At 61.7% G+C, this 16793-nt stretch carries 14 protein-coding genes; 5 read left to right on the top strand and 9 right to left on the bottom strand.

What is annotated here, in order from left to right:
• Positions 1 to 4: 4 nt before the first annotated feature.
• From AC07OG_RS06850 to AC07OG_RS06830, 5 genes are read left to right on the top strand one after another with little or no spacing between them, the layout of a single operon-like run.
• A complete protein-coding gene (locus AC07OG_RS06850; RefSeq protein ID WP_495066533.1) occupies positions 5 to 949 on the top strand; it encodes a DUF58 domain-containing protein in 945 nt (314 codons plus the stop codon).
• A complete protein-coding gene (locus tag AC07OG_RS06845; protein WP_495066532.1) occupies positions 946 to 1440 on the top strand; it encodes a DUF4381 domain-containing protein in 495 nt (164 codons plus the stop codon). Before AC07OG_RS06850 ends, AC07OG_RS06845 begins: the two co-directional genes overlap by 4 nt.
• Positions 1433 to 2515 (top strand): vWA domain-containing protein, encoded by a 1083-nt coding sequence (locus tag AC07OG_RS06840; protein ID WP_495066531.1) that lies wholly within the window; start codon positions 1433 to 1435, stop codon positions 2513 to 2515. The genes AC07OG_RS06845 and AC07OG_RS06840 overlap by 8 nt, the downstream gene beginning before the upstream one ends.
• Positions 2512 to 4248 (top strand): tetratricopeptide repeat protein, encoded by a 1737-nt coding sequence (locus tag AC07OG_RS06835; protein ID WP_060542278.1) that lies wholly within the window; start codon positions 2512 to 2514, stop codon positions 4246 to 4248. The genes AC07OG_RS06840 and AC07OG_RS06835 overlap by 4 nt, the downstream gene beginning before the upstream one ends.
• A complete protein-coding gene (locus tag AC07OG_RS06830; RefSeq protein ID WP_495066530.1) occupies positions 4245 to 5897 on the top strand; it encodes a BatD family protein in 1653 nt (550 codons plus the stop codon). The genes AC07OG_RS06835 and AC07OG_RS06830 overlap by 4 nt, the downstream gene beginning before the upstream one ends.
• A 32-nt stretch (positions 5898 to 5929) precedes the next feature.
• Here AC07OG_RS06830 and acuI read toward each other — a convergent pair whose 3' ends face one another.
• From acuI to AC07OG_RS06785, 9 genes are all read right to left on the bottom strand, one after another.
• Complete coding sequence (gene acuI / locus AC07OG_RS06825) at positions 5930 to 6913, bottom strand: acrylyl-CoA reductase (NADPH) (RefSeq protein ID WP_495066529.1); 984 nt, start codon at positions 6911 to 6913, stop codon at positions 5930 to 5932.
• A gap of 107 nt (positions 6914 to 7020) precedes the next feature.
• Positions 7021 to 10368 (bottom strand): ImcF-related family protein, encoded by a 3348-nt coding sequence (locus AC07OG_RS06820; RefSeq protein ID WP_495066528.1) that lies wholly within the window; start codon positions 10366 to 10368, stop codon positions 7021 to 7023.
• A gap of 10 nt (positions 10369 to 10378) precedes the next feature.
• Positions 10379 to 11605, bottom strand: a complete 1227-nt coding sequence (locus tag AC07OG_RS06815) for a KPHS_23130 family T6SS system protein (protein ID WP_495066527.1) — start codon at positions 11603 to 11605, stop codon at positions 10379 to 10381.
• Positions 11606 to 11608: 3 nt separating this feature from the next.
• Positions 11609 to 11872, bottom strand: a complete 264-nt coding sequence (locus tag AC07OG_RS06810; RefSeq protein ID WP_495066526.1) for a PAAR domain-containing protein — start codon at positions 11870 to 11872, stop codon at positions 11609 to 11611.
• Complete coding sequence (locus AC07OG_RS06805) at positions 11869 to 12474, bottom strand: hypothetical protein (RefSeq protein WP_495066525.1); 606 nt, start codon at positions 12472 to 12474, stop codon at positions 11869 to 11871. The genes AC07OG_RS06810 and AC07OG_RS06805 overlap by 4 nt, the downstream gene beginning before the upstream one ends.
• On the bottom strand, positions 12449 to 13426 hold the full coding sequence (locus AC07OG_RS06800) for a hypothetical protein (protein WP_495066524.1): 978 nt from the start codon (positions 13424 to 13426) through the stop codon (positions 12449 to 12451). The genes AC07OG_RS06805 and AC07OG_RS06800 overlap by 26 nt, the downstream gene beginning before the upstream one ends.
• Before the next feature lie 79 nt (positions 13427 to 13505).
• Positions 13506 to 14144: a DUF2931 family protein gene (locus tag AC07OG_RS06795; RefSeq protein WP_495066523.1), complete on the bottom strand. Its 639-nt coding sequence runs from the start codon at positions 14142 to 14144 to the stop codon at positions 13506 to 13508.
• 13 nt (positions 14145 to 14157) lie between these two features.
• Entirely contained in the window at positions 14158 to 14796 is a 639-nt protein-coding gene (locus AC07OG_RS06790) for a DUF2931 family protein (RefSeq protein WP_495066522.1), read from the bottom strand.
• The coding region (locus AC07OG_RS06785; RefSeq protein ID WP_495066521.1) for a DUF2345 domain-containing protein at positions 14793 to 16793 on the bottom strand (2001 nt) is incomplete at its 5' end. The genes AC07OG_RS06790 and AC07OG_RS06785, both read right to left, overlap by 4 nt.

The raw sequence follows: 16793 nt of genomic DNA, 5'->3' as shown, positions 1-16793 counted from the left end.
CCCGATGAACGCCAGCCTGCCGCCCGAGCCGGGCATCCGCGTCAGCCTCGCCGATCTGATCGAGATGCGTCATCGCGTGCGCGAAGTACAACTGTTCGCAGGACCAGGCCAGCGCAGCCCGCTGATCGGCCTGCACCACTCCAAGCTGCGTGGCCGTGGCGTGGACTTCGACCAGGTGCGGGTCTATCAGGCCGGTGACGATGTGCGCACCATCGACTGGCGCGTCACCGCCCGGACCCAGGAGCCCCACACCAAGCTGTTCCATGAAGAACGCGAGCGGCCGATTTTCATCATGGTCGAACAAAGCCGCCGGCTGTTTTTCGGCTCGGGCCTGATGTTCAAATCGGTGCTGGCCGCACAGGCGGCCAGCCTGATCGGCTGGGCAGCCCTGGGTCATAACGATCGGGTTGGCGGGCTGGTTTACGGTGACAACGAGCATTACGAAATCAAACCCCGGCGCAGCAAACAAAGCCTGCTGCAGTTGCTCAACCGCCTGGTGCGGGTCAACCAGTCGCTGCATAGCGAAAGCGTGCCGGACCGCGACGCCTTTGGCATCGCCCTGCGCCGTGCACGGGAGGTATCGCGTCCGGGCAGCCTGGTGATCGTCATCTGCGACGAACGCGCGCTGTCGGACAGTGCCGAGCAACAGCTGAGCCTGTTGTCGCGCCATTGCGACCTGTTGCTGCTGCCACTGTCCGATCCGCTGGATCACGCCCTGCCCGCCGCCGGCTTGTTGCGCTTCGCCGAGCGCGGCGCACAGCTTGAGCTCGATACGCTCAACTTCGAACTGCGCCAGACTTACCGCACCCAGGCCGAACAGCGCATCGCTCGCTGGGAACTGCTCGCGCAAAAGCTGCGGGTGCTGCTGATGCCCTTGAGTACCCAGAGCGAAATGGTCGAGCAATTGCGCGAATACCTGAACCCACAGAAGCCGGGGAAAGGACGATGAACGGACTCGAACAACTGCAGCCTTTGATCTCCCCTCCCCCCATCGGTTTCTGGCCGCCGGCACCGGGCTGGTGGTTGCTGCTGTTGTTACTGCCGATGATCGGTTTCGGCTTGTGGAAGTTGCGGCATTTCATTTCTTTCAAGCGCCCCGTGGTCCGCACCGAACAACCCCTGGACCCGGTGCGCCTCGCCGCACTGGCGGAACTGAAGGCCATGCCCAAGCCCTATGACGGCGCACCGGCCGGTGCCTGGTTGCAGCAAGTGAACGGGTTGCTCAAGCGCCTGTGCCGCAACCATTACCCCTACAGCCAGAGCCATACCCTCAACGGCCGCAAATGGCTGGCGTTCCTCGACAACCGCTGTCCGGCGGCCGGCCTGACCCGCTGGATGGTGCTGGTCGAAGGTGCCTACAAACCAGAATGCAAACTCGACGACAAGGCCATCGCCGGCCTGACCCAGGCCGTCGACACATGGATTCGCAAGCATGTTTGAATTCGCCTGGCCGTGGGTTTTTATCCTGTTGCCATTGCCGTGGCTGATGCGCCTGGTGCTGCCGGTGGCCGACAGTGGCGAACCGGCACTCAAAGTCAGCTTTCTCAGTGATCTGGAAGGCCTGGCACGCCGCCGCGCCCGTGCCAACCTGCCGGCCTGGCGCCAGCAGGCGCCGTTCATCCTGCTGTGGTTGCTGTTACTGGCGGCGACGGCACGCCCGCAATGGCTGGGTGAACCTGTGCCGATTGCCGCCAGTGGGCGCGACCTGCTGGTAGCGGTGGACGTCTCGGGGTCCATGGATTTTCCCGACATGCAATGGCAAGACGAGGACGTCAGTCGCCTGACACTGGTCCAGTCGTTACTCGGCGACTTCCTTGAAAGCCGCGAAGGTGATCGGGTTGGCCTGATCCTGTTCGGCAGCCAGGCATACGTCCAGGCGCCGCTGACCTTCGACCGGCGCACCGTGAGGGTTTGGCTGGATGAAGCGCGCATCGGCATCGCCGGCAAAAACACTGCCATTGGCGACGCCATCGGCCTGGCACTCAAACGCCTGCGTCTGCGGCCGGCCCAGAGTCGAGTGCTGATTCTGGTCACCGACGGCGCCAACAACGGTGGCGAAATCGATCCGCTCACGGCAGCGCGGCTGGCCGCCAGGGAAGGTGTGAAAATCTACCCGATCGGCATCGGCGCCGACCCGGAAGAAAGCGGCACCCTGGGTTTGCTTGGCCTCAATCCCAGCCTGGACCTCGATGAACCTTCGCTGATAGAGATCGCCGAGGCCACCGGCGGCCAGTATTTCCGCGCCCGTGATGGCAAGGAGCTGCAAGCGATCAAGGACACCCTCGATCAACTTGAGCCCGTGGCCCAGCAACCGACCCAGGCGCGCCCGGCGCAGGCGCTGTATCAATGGCCGCTGGCCCTGGCCCTGCTGCTGAGCATACTGTTGGTAGCCCGGGTGCTCTGGCCGGATCACCCCCTGCAACGTCTGTTTAACAAGGACCTGTTTTTGCAAACGCAATTGCTGCCGGACTGGCGCCAGCGCCTCAAACGCCTGCGTCTTCGGAGGCGACGATGAGTGCGCTGTGGCCGTACTGGTTCCGTCCCTGGTGGCTATTGTTGCTGCCACTGCTTGGCTGGTTGTTCTGGCAACTTTGGCATCGGCAAAAGCGCGCCGGGCGCTGGCAGATGATTCTGCCACCGGCCTTTCATGCCGCGCTGCTCAGTGGCGGCAGTGGCCGCGAAAGCAAGCTGCCCTGGATCGCCCTCGGTGTCGCGTGGATGTTGGCCATGGGTGCGCTGCTGGGCCCGAGCTGGCAGCGGGTTGAACAAACCAGCCAGAAACCTGCCGACCCCATGGTGGTACTGCTGGAACTGACCCCGGAAATGCTCGCCACCGACGTGATGCCCAACCGCCTTGAGCAGGCTCGGCGCAAGCTCTTCGACCTGCTGCAAGTGCGCAGCGATGCGCAGACCGCTATCGTCGTCTACGCCGGTAGCGCGCACACGCTGGTGCCGTTGTCCGATGACCTGGCAACCAGCCGCAATCTGCTGGAGGCGCTCAAACCGTCGTTGATGCCCCAGGCCGGACATCGCGCCGATCTGGCGGTGACCAAGGCGCTGGCGTTGCTGGACCAGGCTGCGCTGGGTGACGGTCGAATCCTTCTGATCGGCTCATCCTTGACCGAGCAGGAACGCCAGGGGATTCGCCGCGCCTTGGCAGGCAAATCCACGCAGTTCCTGATGCTCGGCATCGGCACCGCCGAAGGGTCGCCGATCACCCAGGAAGACGGCAGCTTCCTCAAGGACGAACAGGGAGCGATTCTGGTACCTCGTCTGGACGAACCCGGCCTGAAAGCATTTGCCAATGACCTGGACGGTCGCTATCGCCACGCGCGCCTGAGTGATGCCGATCTGCGCGCCCTGGGCGTGCTCGACGGCCCAAGCCACTTGCGCAACGACGGCCAGACCTTGCGCCTCGACACCTGGGCCGACCAAGGCTATTGGCTGCTACTGCCATTGTTGCTGCTGGCTGCCTGCGCCGGCCGTCGCGGCTGGCTGCTGTGCCTGCCGCTGTTGCTGGTATTGCCGCAACCGGCCCACGCCTTCGACTTCCAGGACTTGTGGTTGCGTCCCGACCAAAGGGGCCTGCATTTGCTCAAGAAAAAACGCCCGGCCGAAGCGGCGCAACATTTCCAGAATCATCAGTGGCAAGGGGTGGCCCTCTACGAAGCCGGTGATTACGCCGGGGCCGCCGAGCGGTTCGCGGAAGGCAACGACGCCCACGCCCACTACAATCGAGGCAATGCCCTGGCCAGAAGTGGCGAGCTGGAAGCGGCCGTCGACGCGTATGAACAGGCACTGGAGCAGCAACCGGACCTGCGTCCGGCATTGACCAACAAGGCCTTGGTGGAAAGTCTGCTCAAGCAAAAAGCCAGTGCCCCGCCCGAGCCGGAGCCGACCCCGGGCGCCCAGCCCGAAATCGAAACGCAGGCGCCCCCGCCGGGCGCCACCAGCGAGCCGTCCAGCAGCAACGAAACGGCATCCGAAAGCCCGCAGGCCGAGCCAGGCGACCAGCAACCGCCGGATACACCTCCCGGGCCCGGCGCCAACGAAGTCCCTGGCAGCGAGTTGGGCGACGAGCAACACACCAGGCCGCCCATGCGTCCTGCCACTGATAGCATCGAAGGCGAACAGCGCCAAGCGCTGGAACAGTGGCTGCGGCAGATCCCGGACGACCCCGCAGAATTGCTCAGGCGCAAATTCTGGTACGAACAGCAGCAACATCAGGATCAGGAAGACATTCGATGACCCGCTTCACCGCATCATTATTCGCCCTGCTCCCGGCCCTGTTGCTCTGCACCCTGCAGGCACAGTCAGCGGAGCTGGTCGCCAGTGTCGATCGCAGCCGCCTGAATTCCGGCGAGACGGTCGAGTTGACCCTGGAATCCAGCGACGTGACGCAGTTTGGCAAACCTGACATGACACCGCTGGAGCCGCTGTTCGAAGTGCGCGGCACGCGCCAGGTCAACCAGTTGAACACCCTCAGTGGCGACAATCGCGCGACCACGCGCTGGATCATTACCTTGCTGCCCCGGCAGAACGGCAGTGTGGTGATCCCGCCCCTGCAATTGGGTGAGATCCAGAGCCAGCCGATCACCCTGCAAGTGGTCGAGAGCGCAACGCCGGACAACCCGAACAAACGCGCTGCAGTATTCATCGACGCCAGCCTCGACCAGAGCAGCGTGTACGTGCAGGCACAGGCCATCCTGACGTTGCGCATTTACCATTCGGTGTCGCTGTACGACGACAGCAGCCTGCCCCCCCTGCAGATTCCCGACGCGCGCATCGAACAACTGGGCGAGTCACGCACCTACGAGAAGGATATTGACGATGTGCGCCACGGCGTCATTGAAATGCGTTACGCGATCTACCCGCAACACAGCGGCGAACTGATCATTCCGGCACAGGTCTTCAATGCCGCGCTGGTCGAGGCGCAACCTGCACCGAACGCCGCCAGCCAGGGGCCCAAGTCCGGCAAGCTGATGCGCATCAGCTCCACCGAGCTGCTGTTGACGGTCATGGCCAAGCCCCTCACCTACCCGGCCGATGCCCCTTGGCTGCCCGCCCGCAGCCTGACGCTGAGCGAGAGCTGGAACCCGGAGCCCGACCACGCCCAGGTCGGCGATTCGCTGACGCGCAGCCTGACGGTAAAAGCCGAAGGCCTGGCCAGCACGCAACTGCCGCCGCTGCCGGGCACCGAGGTCGCCGGTCTGCGGCGTTATCCGGATCAGCCGGTAGTGGGCCACCAGAACAGCGAACGCGGCCTGGTCGGTAGCCGTGAGGACCGCGAGGCCTTGGTGCCGACCCGCACCGGCGCCATTGAGCTGCCGGCCGTCGAAGTGGTCTGGTGGAATACCTTTGAAGACCATCTGGAACACAGCAGCCTGCCGGCGCGTACCCTGCACGTTGCGGCCAATCCGAGCCTGGTGGTCGACACTCCGGCGGGTGCGGCACCGGTCGAGGCCAGCGTTGACAGCGCTACCCTCTGGCGCTGGCAACTGAGCACCCTGGTTCTGGCCTGTACCACCCTGCTCGGCTTCGGCCTGTGGTGGCGCGGTCGCTGGCAACCGGCGGTGCTGCGCACGGCACAAACCGGACCGAGCCCGCGCACCGTGCTGGACGATCTAAAGCGTGCCTGCCAGGCCAACGATTCCCACGCAACCCGCCAGGCCCTCGATGCCTGGGCCCGGCAACAACCGGAAACCCTGGCTGACATGGCGGCGCGCTTCGTGCCGCTGTCCGACGCCCTCGACGGCCTCAACGGCGCGCTGTACAGCGCAACCGGCCAGCACTGGCAAGGCGACGAGCTGTGGCGGGCGATCAAGGCGATACCGATTGCCGAGCGGGTTCAGGACCCGGTCGGCGACAGTGGCCTGCCGCCGCTTTACCCCAAGTAAATATCGCAGCGCCAGACCGCGATCCCGGCCTGTCAGCGGTTCACATCGACCACCACCCGCCCGCGCAACTGGCCAGCGAGCAAGCGCGGAGCGGCGTCGATGGCCTCGCTCAAACCGATTTCATGGCTGATCAGCGACAACAAGTCGAAATCCAGATCCTGGGCCAGGCGATTCCACGCCTCGATCCGTTTAGCCTTCGGCTGAGTCACGCTGTTGATGCCGGCCAGGGTCACGCCGCGCAAAATGAAGGGTGCGACGGAAGCCGGAAAGTCCATGCCTTGGGCCAGGCCACAGGCAGCGACGGTGCCATTGGCTTTAGTGCTGGCACAGGCGTTGGCCAACGTGTGACTGCCGACTGAATCGATGACAGCTGCCCAACGCTCCTTGGCCAGGGGTTTGCCTGGACCGGACAAGCTCGCGCGGTCGATGATTTCGCTGGCGCCCAGTCGCTTCAGGTAATCGTGTTCCGACGTACGCCCGGTGGACGCGACCACTCGGTAGCCCAGTCGGCTCAGCAGCGCGATGGCGAAACTGCCGACACCACCGTTGGCGCCAGTCACCAGTACTTCGCCCTGTTCCGGCGTCACACCGTTATGCTCCAGCGCCAGAATGCACAACATCGCCGTGTAACCCGCGGTGCCGACGGCCATCGCCTGCGCGGCGGTGAACGCCTTGGGTAGCGGGATCAGCCAGTCGCCGTTCAGGCGGGCTTTCTGCGCCAGGCCACCCCAGTGCCCTTCACCCACGCCCCAGCCATTGAGCAGGACACTGTCACCGACCTTGTAATCCGGATGCTCGCTGCTTTCGACAGTCCCTGCCAGATCAATCCCCGGCACCATCGGAAACTTGCGCACCACCGGACTGCTGCCGGTAATTGCCAGGCCATCCTTGAAGTTCAACGTACTGTACGTCACGCGAACCGTGACATCGCCCTCGGGCAGTTGATCGTCATCGATCTCTTGTACGGTGGCCCGGTAACCGCTGTCGTCTTTGTCGACCAGAATGCCTTTGAACATCACTGCCTCTCAATGGAATCAATCAGGGGGGGGCGATTGGAATAACACAAAGCCTGTTATTGCCGTACCCGACTTTAAGCCAATCCCCTTCCCTGTTGCAGCACTCGTCAACCCTTGCCGAGAAAAATCTGCGCCGGCAATTCAAAGCCACGCAACTTCAGCAACGCCAGCGGCCCCGCCCCCAGTTCGGTGCGCAGGTACCAGGTCAGGTCGAGGCCGTCGGGGGCCCTGAGTTGCACGCGGAACTGGCTGTCGGTGTCGTTGAGCGCGGTGACTTTCGCCTGTTCGAGCAGGCGGATCAGGCCCCAGGTGCCTTCGTAGTCGCCGAACAGGCGCTCGTTGGCCTGCACGCTGATCCAGCTCAGGCGCGTGCCCGGGTGATGGCTGAAACCCGGCCAGCTGAAGCGCTGCCAGCTTTCCTTCTGGTTGAAGTATTCATGCTTTTCGCCGTTGAGGATGAAGGTGGTCTGCACCACGTCGCGCACCGGTTTGCCGCGCAATTCGAAGCTCAGGCCCATGCCGCCATCGGTGTAGAGCACGTCGGCGAGGTGGCTGAGCTGGTTGACCGCCGCGAGGAACTGCGGGTTGAAGTGCAGGCCCTGGCTGTGCCGCGCGTCGGGCACCCAGCGGCTGCCTTCCTTGCGCAGCACGCCACCCAGTTGCTGCTGGAGGAACTGGTCGATGCGCCCGGCGTCGGCACGGATCATCTGCCCGAGCATCGGCAACGAGGCATCGCTGCCGGCGGCGGCAAAGGGGTAGCGCCCGGCAAACGCGCCCTGCCAGTCACGCACGATCGCCCGCTGCCACTGGCTGTTGAGGCCGGCCACCGAGGGTTGCAGGACTCGCTGCCAGGCCTGCTCCAGCGGCTGCACGAACAGCGTCTGGCCGATGCCGTCCCACTCGGCGCCGAGGCTGGCGGCGAGCAGGCTGCCGTAGGATTGGGTGTCGGTGAGGTCGACGCTGTGCCCCTGGAACACGCTTTGCGCCAGGGCCTGGGTCATCGCCTGCGGGTTGGGGGCGTTGCTCACTTGTTGCAGCTTCAGGCGCACCCGGGTGACGCGGTTGAGGAAGGCTTGCAGGCTCAGGCGTTCGCTGTCGCTTTGGTTGTCGGCGTCTTTGCCGAGCAGGGTCAGCAGTGGCCCGAAGGTGGCGTCCAGTGGGCTGCCAGTACCGGGCACGCCCTGCTCGATCAGCGGTGTAGGTTCTTTGCCGAGCAGTTGCTGCGCCGACTGCACCAGGGAGTCGCCAAGCGCTTGGCGGCGAGTGCCGGCCTGGCCCTGATAAGCCAAGGTGTTCATCAGCGCGATCAGCGGCGACTGACGCACATCGCTCATCAGCGCCAACTGGTCGATCACCTCGCCGAGGCTGTCGACCGGTTGCCAGCGCAGCTTGTTGAGAAAATCCAGCCAGGCGTGGGCGTAGTCCTGGAAGTAACGGTCGGTCAGGCGCTGCTTGAGCTGCTCCGGGCTGAGGTCGGCGGCGAGACGCCCCGGGTTGTCGCTGAGCACCCAGTCAATCTCCTCGCGGCGCGCCTCGGCGATGGCCTCGATGGCCGGGCGCACCTGCCCTTCCCAGGCCTGGCGGGTGAACACCCCGGGCACTTCCGCTGAGGTCGCAAACAGCGCTGTGGCTTCGGTGTCACCGACCATCTGTTGCAGGCCCAGTGCCGGCGCGTGATTGGCTGCGTTGTCGAGCACGGACTGGTACAGGCTGGCTTCGCCGTTGCGCTGGCCTAGCTGGCTGATCAGCACCTGGCGGACCTGGGCCACCAGCTTGGGATCGGCGTCGATGCGCCACTCTGGATGGGCGGCCAATTGTTCGGCGTAGAACTGCCACAGGGCTGGCGCCAGTGCTTGCCAGAGGCCAGGGGAAAAGTCCGCGCGTTGTGGTTCGGCGTCGGTCAGGGCCTTGGTGAGGAAGGCTGGATCGGTTTTTTCCGGGCGGGCCAGCATCAGGTAGGCCTTGAGTTGCGCGTAGGCGGATTGGGCACGCTTGGCGCGTTCGGGGCTGTCCGGGGGCAGCTTGACCAAGGCGTTGAGCCGGGCCTTGAGGGTGGCTGCCGCCGGGTCACGCAGCAGGCGCTGGTTGGCTTCGACGTAACGCGGCCATAGCGAGGCCAGTAGTGTGTCGTTCTGGTTCAGACCGAAACGTTGGTACCACGGGGTGCCGTGGGTGGCGCGGTAGTCCAGGCGGCCGAGTTCGCGGGTCAGCTCGTTGAGGGCGCTCAATTGCGCGTCGCCGGGGGCGGCTTGCTGCAGGGCGCTGAGTGGGGTCTGCAAATGGTGGATCTGCACGCGGTTGCTGATGAACGACAACAGCAGGCCGGCGCCCCAGACCAGGGCCACGGTCAACGCCAGGCCATAAGCGACGCGCGGAGCGCTCCAGCCCAAGCGACGACTCGGTTGTTTGGGTTCGCCGAGCACACCTTGCCAGGCCGGGTCCATGGGCCAGAAGTGATCGTCCTCGTTCTGCGATATAGCGGTAGCGGGCAACGGCAGGCTGAACCACAGGCCTCGCAACGGCACCTCCTGCTTGCCGGTCCCGAACCACGGCGTCAGCGCCTTGCGCCAGCGGGCCACGCCTCCAACCTCCAGGTCCCGCGCCAGACGCACCAGAAAGTCATGGCCCATCACCTTGTTCATCTGTGCCCAGCCTTCCTGACGCAGGGGGCCGAGCAGAGCGTGCAGCGATGATTCCAGGTCTGATGCGGTGAGGCGTGACGGCAGTGCGCAACCCACTGCCTGGCTTGGCCGTTTGTCCTGTACCCAGTTACTGGCGCAGACCTGCCACAGGTGCAGCGGCAGCGACCAGCCGAGCGTGTGCGCGAGGTCTTGCAGGTGCCGTGCGCCTTTACCCATGTGGTAGCCGTCGGCGCTCTGTTCGGCATTCACCGCCCAGACCACGCCGTCGAGAGCGCGCCAGCGGGTCAGGCAGCGATAGCGCTCGATCAACACATCGTCCAGATTGTCTTGCACACAGCCACCCCAGAGCAGCACGGTGTCCCGGTCAACCAGCCAATGGTCCCGGGTCAGGCCAGGGGCAATGGCCTTGATCTGCTCGGGCTCGCCGACAATGAGCAGGAAGCGGGTTTTGTCACGCCGCAAGAAGCTGTGGTGCGCCCGATAGGAGGCTCTGACCTTGGCCACCCATTGCCTGGCCTGAACAACATCGGATTCAGGGCGAGGGACTCGCACAGGCACGGGAATATCATCCCTGTCGCACCGGGCATAGGCCGAACCTCCCATTTGCCGTCCAAGCACGTGATAGCCAGCCAGAAACATCGATGCGATAAAGGTGAGCACCGAAGTCACCGAAAGCCACAGCGTCTGCTGAACACTGCCGGCGGCAATACCCAGGGACTCCGGGTGACGCCAGAGCAGCAGACTCAACACCACACCGGCGATCACCAACAGGCTCACCAGCCCGCCTATACCTATAGAGCGTCGAAACTGCATTCGAGATTTCCTATTTCGAAAGGGGTGACACGGGCATCAACACCGTGCTCCAGAGTCCATCGGCGACAGCGCCGCCACTGAAAATAAATTGCGGCCCCGCGCCGCGTTCGATGGACTGCGCAGCGGCGGCGATCGCCACCCACGGGGCAGATTGACCCGGATGCCCAAGCAAGCCATCGAGACTGCAACATGCTTGGTTGGGTACGGTTGGCAGCGAGAGAACGGCCGACACCGTCGACAAAGCAGCATGGCGTTGCGCATGGATGCCCACTCGCCAAACCTGTTCGATGGACTGCGCTGGCAACGGCACCCATTCGAGAGCCTGCCTAGCGGAATACAGCAATGCATCGTCGGTGGGCGCGCGCTCCAGTTCAGGGCGATGGAGGTAGGCCGTAGGTGCCAAGGTGGATTGCGTCAGGCGATTGCCGAACAACAGGCCAACGGCGACTTCCGCCGTGCCTTCGGGTTGCCCCGCAGCGAATTGCAACGCCACCACCATCAGCAACGCCCGATCGTCGATGCGTTGGTCGAGCCAGTGATCCACCACCGCCAACCCACGGCCCTCGACCGGCGTTGTAGATTGACGGATGCCGGACAGGCTCCAAGCCTCTCGCCACACACGCCGCAGGACACCCTCCGGCAAGCCGCTTTCGACCTCCAGTAACAACGCCAGTGGTGTGCTGTCCGGCAATGGTGCCAGGGATGACGCCAAATCACCGAGCACCTGTTTCAAAACGCCCAGCAGCAGGTGCTCCGGGTCTTCCCTGTCGCCTGAAAAATGAGTGTGACGCAGCGGTGGCTTACCCTCGCCGACCGGTTGAGCCTCGAGTGCGACAGTTCCGGCCAGCAACCTGTCAAGCTGGGCGGCGGGCATCTCCCCGGGCTCACGAAGCGCGGTGTACAGACTCGCACCCAACACTTGCTGGGTGCGGCGCCCTTGTCGGGTTAGGAGAAACACATCCTTTTCCCGTGCGTCATCCCAACCATCGGCAGCACTTTGTTGGCCTATGTAAAACAACACTCGACCGAAACCCAGTACGCCCCACCCAGCCAACGGCACTCCCAGGAACAGCGCCCAGAAGTCGGCTGACTGCTGGTTCAACGGAACCGGGCTGAACAGCCAGGCCAACCCCGTTCCCACCAGCAACAAAAGAGGTAACAAGGCTGCCCAAAGCCAGACACGCGGGCGCTTGGGTCTCACAGCCTGCGCAGGGACCTTATCCAATCTGACCGGCATGGGTTAACTCGCACCCGCTACAGGCAGCGAGGAGATCAGAGCGCACCCGCACGCACAGCAATGGCCGTCAAAAGCAACCGGAACACCATTGTCCCGATACGCCGGATGCCCTTCGGCGATCACCGTGCGGCCGTGGCCTGGAACCGGACAGCTCACCGGATCGCCTTCGCGCGCCACACCTATGCCCTCGAACCGCATGACGGCGGAACCCGAAAGTACGCTGCCCCCACCGGTGGTTTTGTCGCCAATCCGAATGATGCCTTTCATTGTTTTTCCCTTTTGGATGACCCGGTGCCCGGATTCTCTTCAATCAATACGTCTTGCCGCAAAAAAGTGCCGTCATGCAATACAAAATTCGAGCGCTGCAACGGCCGACCGGCCGCATCGGCATGTACGAACCACTGAATGGAAAACCCCTCTGGGTTCCACTGCACGGAAGAGAAATCGAGGTCTTGCTGCCGGGCACCGGAGTTTTGGCTTTCCATCGAAACCGATCGCAAACAGCTGCTAACCAATAACCTGGTTTTTTCAACAAGACCTGCACTCTGGACTTGATAAACATAAAGCCAGATTTCGCTTCCAGAGCCGCACAGACCTGAGGGCTGTGCAGGGTTCGAGGGTGCGATCTGGAACAGCGAAACATATTCACTCTCCCCGGCCTTGTGCTTGTCTTTGTCATAAAAAACAGCGTCGGTATCAACCATCAACTTCACTTGATAATTTGCGCCATCGGCCAACTGCAGTTGAGCCTGTCCACTGACTTTTGTTATCGGCGTCGTCTCGGCACTGGCATAAAAAGCCGGGGCCAAACAAAACACAAAACAAAGCAGCGTCTTTGCGACCTTATTTACCCAGCACATGATCTGCATAACACACTCCCTGGTATTGCCATGGATGATCCTCCGACTGCCCCTTCGTACCCTTCGAATAAGTCTCCTTATCCCTTTCTCGTAGCTGAGCCTGAGTTTTGTCCTTGTTCTTTTCGTTATTCATCGGCCAGCCAATATTTCCGGTATTGCTATCGCACAAGAGATTTTTCTTTCTGACCCAGGACGCCGAGACCGTGTCCCACTCGTGATAGGAACCACCGTTCCAGCGGCTGAATATTTCATGCTGCAGTTGGTCGTCGGTATAGGTTCTGCCACCCTGCCCAAGGTATTTTTTAGCGATGCGTACCTTGTCCTTGTAAATCGAAGAACCCGCCAGGATGTTGGCTTTCCAGTTCCAGACCTGTTCATAATTCGGCGCTGGATTGGTCATTTGCGTGATGCCGTAGCCTTTGTCGAAGGCGACGATGGGTTCGCCATCAAGTTCTATAAAGTGCTTGGAGCGGGTTTCTTGCTCCAGCAACTTTTCGAAGCCGGACATATCGTCCAGACTGTTTACATAGCTGGCGATGCTCTGCCTTGTCGGGTTTTGCCCTTGTATGACAACGCTTCTGCTCAGGGACTTTTCGCCGACACTTACGCCGACCGTTAAAATGCCGCCCAGCACTTGCTCAGAAAGATTCACAGACCATGTTCTTTTATCGCTCACAAGCGATCCGGAAGCATTGAAGATTTGCAGGACTTCGTCTTTACGAGCGCGCTCCCTCAACCCACTGGCTTTCGCCTCCCACTCAATCGACCACGACCACGTGTAAAGCCCGACATGTTCAGTATGAAACTCAAACACAATATCGGGCAGCAATGCGTCCTGTGTAATCTTGAATACGGCATTTTCTGCCGGCGACAACCAAGTCAAAGCACTGTCCGCAGATATGACTTTGATCACAGTGTTATCGGTGTTATTGGTACTGCCTGCATATATAACTTGCTGCATACTATTAACGTCCTTTTGAAATTTTGCGTGCAGTAATCCCTTGGCTTAAAAGCCCACTACACAGATACTTAACGAACATTTACCAGGAGCCATAAGGAATGCCATGCACGTCGACATAGGCCTTTGCTTCAGGCTTCAACGGCCGGTAGTAAATGCCTTTGCTGTTCAGATATGGCCCCCGTGGCTCGATCTCGGCTTGAAAGCGGCCGACTTCCTTGTAATCCAGACACGCGCCTCCCACCCAGACCCTGACGATGCCACCAGGGGCCATTCCCAGAGTGACGGAGTCGCGGTAGTCGTCTTTCCACTTTTTGGAACCTTGGCAAAACACCCGCTCCGGCTTGACCATCTCATCACGCACCCATTGCGGAATGGTGATTCTGATCTTGTATGCCTGTGGCTCCGCCAGTGATTGCCACCGTAAGAAGAGTCGTTCGGGCAGGTCAACGTTGTTCACTGGCTTCGTTGCGCCTCCTCCTTTGTGCCAGCCTTCCGGCTTGCGGGTGTAACCAGCGACACCTCCAAACACATGAAAAAACGCCAGACCGCGCTGATCAAGTACATCCACCGTCTCGACCCAGACTTCCATGAAGCGCGGTGCCGCCAAGCCCACATACCAGCTGTCATAAGGCAATTGAGGCGGCGCGGGCAGTTGGGACTCACGGGCGCAGGCGCATAGACTGAACAGCAGGCCGATGAGGAGACTCAAGCGCGTCATTGCGGATAACCCTTCACCACGAGCCATAGGGAATGCCATGCGCGTCAACATAGGCTTTGTTCTCAGGCTCAATCGGTACGTATTGCCCGTTACTCTTGCCGCGATACGGTCCAAGTGGTTCGATCTCGGCCTGAAACCGGCCCACCTCTTTGTGCTCCAGACATCCCGTTCCTACCCAGACCTTAACAATCCCCCCCGGAGCCATACCTAACGTGATCGTATCTCTATAGAGAGTCACCACCTTCTGATCCCACTTGCAAAACACATGATGTGGCTTGACCATCTCATCGCGCACCCATTGCGGAATGGTGATTCTGATCTTGTATGCCTGTGGCTCCGCCAGTGATTGCCAGCGCAAGAAGAGTCGCTCGGGCAAATCGACATTGTTCACCGGTTTGTTTTTCCCTCCTCCCGTGTGCCATCCTTCCGCCTTGCCGGTATAGCTAGCAACGCCTCTATGTACTCGAAAAAACGGCAATCCGCGCTGATCGAGAACATCCACAGTTTCGACCCAGACTTCCATGAAACGCGGTGCCGCCAAGCCCACATACCAGCTGTCATAAGGCAGGTTGGGTGGTGCCGATGATTGAGGCTCACGGGCACAGGCAGATAGGCTGATCAACAACCCTATGATGAGGCTAAGGCGCTTCATTGCGGATAGCCCTTCTGTGGCTGGTTGGGGTGAATGTTTCGCTGCTTGTTCGGCGCAGGCTTGCTGATCAACAGGCCGGCGCGAGGGGTCCAATGGGCGGATTGGTGAATGTATCGGCCGCGCAACAAACACTCTTCGGCCGGACCGAGGCGAACCTCATTGCCCGCCAGGGTTTGTTCCAGAATTTGTTCAGCTATGGGCCGTAGCTCTTCTGGCAGGGCCCATTCAGGCCGCGCTTCCAGGTTTTTGAACGGCACGCCATGGCGCACACCCAGCTCACGCATCAGGCGCAGGGCAATCAGTGCCAGTTCGCCGCGAACCGAGCGGTCGAGCACCAGCACCAGCCAGTACTCCTCCACCTTGGGCTCAGACGGGCCGCGTGGGACAGGCGGGATTGCCAACGCCTTGACCTCAAGGCTGCCGCTGCCAGCCAGGCCACTTTCGCGCAAGGTCTTGGCCTGTGCTTGAAGTTTCGCCCATTGTGGGTGCGACTCCGGCCGTTGATAATTTGAAACACCGATCCGCAACGGCGCCGTAACCCATAAGCATTCGCGGGCGTTCGGCAGGTATCCACCGCCGACGTCCGAGTGCACTCCGGGCAGGCTGATTTGTCGATGACCGTCCAGCACGCTGTTGAGGGCGAAGTTCAGGCGGTGCTCGTCGCGGGCCTGCAATTGGATGATCTGGCGGGCGCAGCCGGGAGGCAGGTACAAGTTGACGCCCGGGTTGTCATCGTTGGCTACGCTCAGGTCCGCACCCATGACCGCCGCGACAGTGTCGAACAATCCGATCAGATTGAGACTCACGTCCACCGCCGGATCGAAACTCGGGGTCAGGCCAAAGCGCCCAGCTTGCAACACCTCGGCAAACACCCCGCGCCCTGACTTGAGCAATTCGTTCGCGCCATGGCGCGCGGCGGCGGCCCCACGGCTGAAACCGAAGATGTCGAACTCGATTCGTCGAATAAGCTTTCCAGCGTTCTTATCTGTGAACGCTCTCATCTGCCTAGCGATTAGCGATGGTGCCATTTCCACGCGCGCCACCACGCCAGTTTTCCCTCGACCCGTGGCTTGGTCGGCCAGCGAGTCCTTACTACCACTGCGAGTGCCGATGCCCTCCAGATACACCGCTACAAAACCAACTGCTGCACCAAGCTCCATCGGTGTCGCTGCATTGTCCGGGTACAGATCATACAAATGCGCCACATTACTCGGCGCATTGCCGTAACTGTTATCCGGAGCACTGGCAAAACCACTGCCATCAAAACCGTCAAACCCATGCTGTTTGCACAGTTGCACAATGCTCGCCAAATCGCTCTTGTCGAACAGTTCCAGATCCTCACGCCGGCACTGTTCGGTCGCAGCGGAGTTGCCCAGGTTGTTGCCCGTGCCATCGAAGAACAGACCCAGGCGCAAGGTGATGCCTTCGAGTTCTTCTTCCTCTTCCTCTTCCTCCATGTCGTAGACCAACGACAGGGCTTCAGGCTTGGCGGTATAGACTCGTTCGGTAAAGCCCTGACTGTCGGTGATGCCTTTCCAGACCTTGCCGGAGGCTGCGGTGATCTTGTAGGGCACGTTGGCCCGGGGTTGTTCGCCGTCGTGGGCAAAGAGCCGGAACTGCTCGTGGAACGCCAGCGGTGGGTCGATGCGCTGCGCCATTGGCGGAATCTGCGGAGCCTGGGTGGCTTTGGTTGGCACATACTCGTAATCCGCCGCCTTGACCTTGTGATCCCCGGCCGTTCCCGACTCGATGCAACACTCATCCAGGCTCAGGTAACTGCCGCCGCCGTTAAGGACGATTCTTTTCTTCGCCGTGATGTGGATTTCATCTTCTGTGCTGGTGATGTTCAGGCCATGTCGCGCAATCAGTTCAAGTTTGTCGTTCTGCGCCTGCACGCTGACCGGGCCCTGATTGGCGATCAGCTTGATACCGAGCTTGCGCACGAACAGGCTCACCCCCTGCCCGACGCCGATGAACAGGCGCTTGATCACGCTGAG

It is taken from the genome of Pseudomonas sp. GW821-FHT09H03, from assembly GCF_059415945.1.
This window is presented reverse-complemented; position numbering and strand designations above follow the sequence as displayed.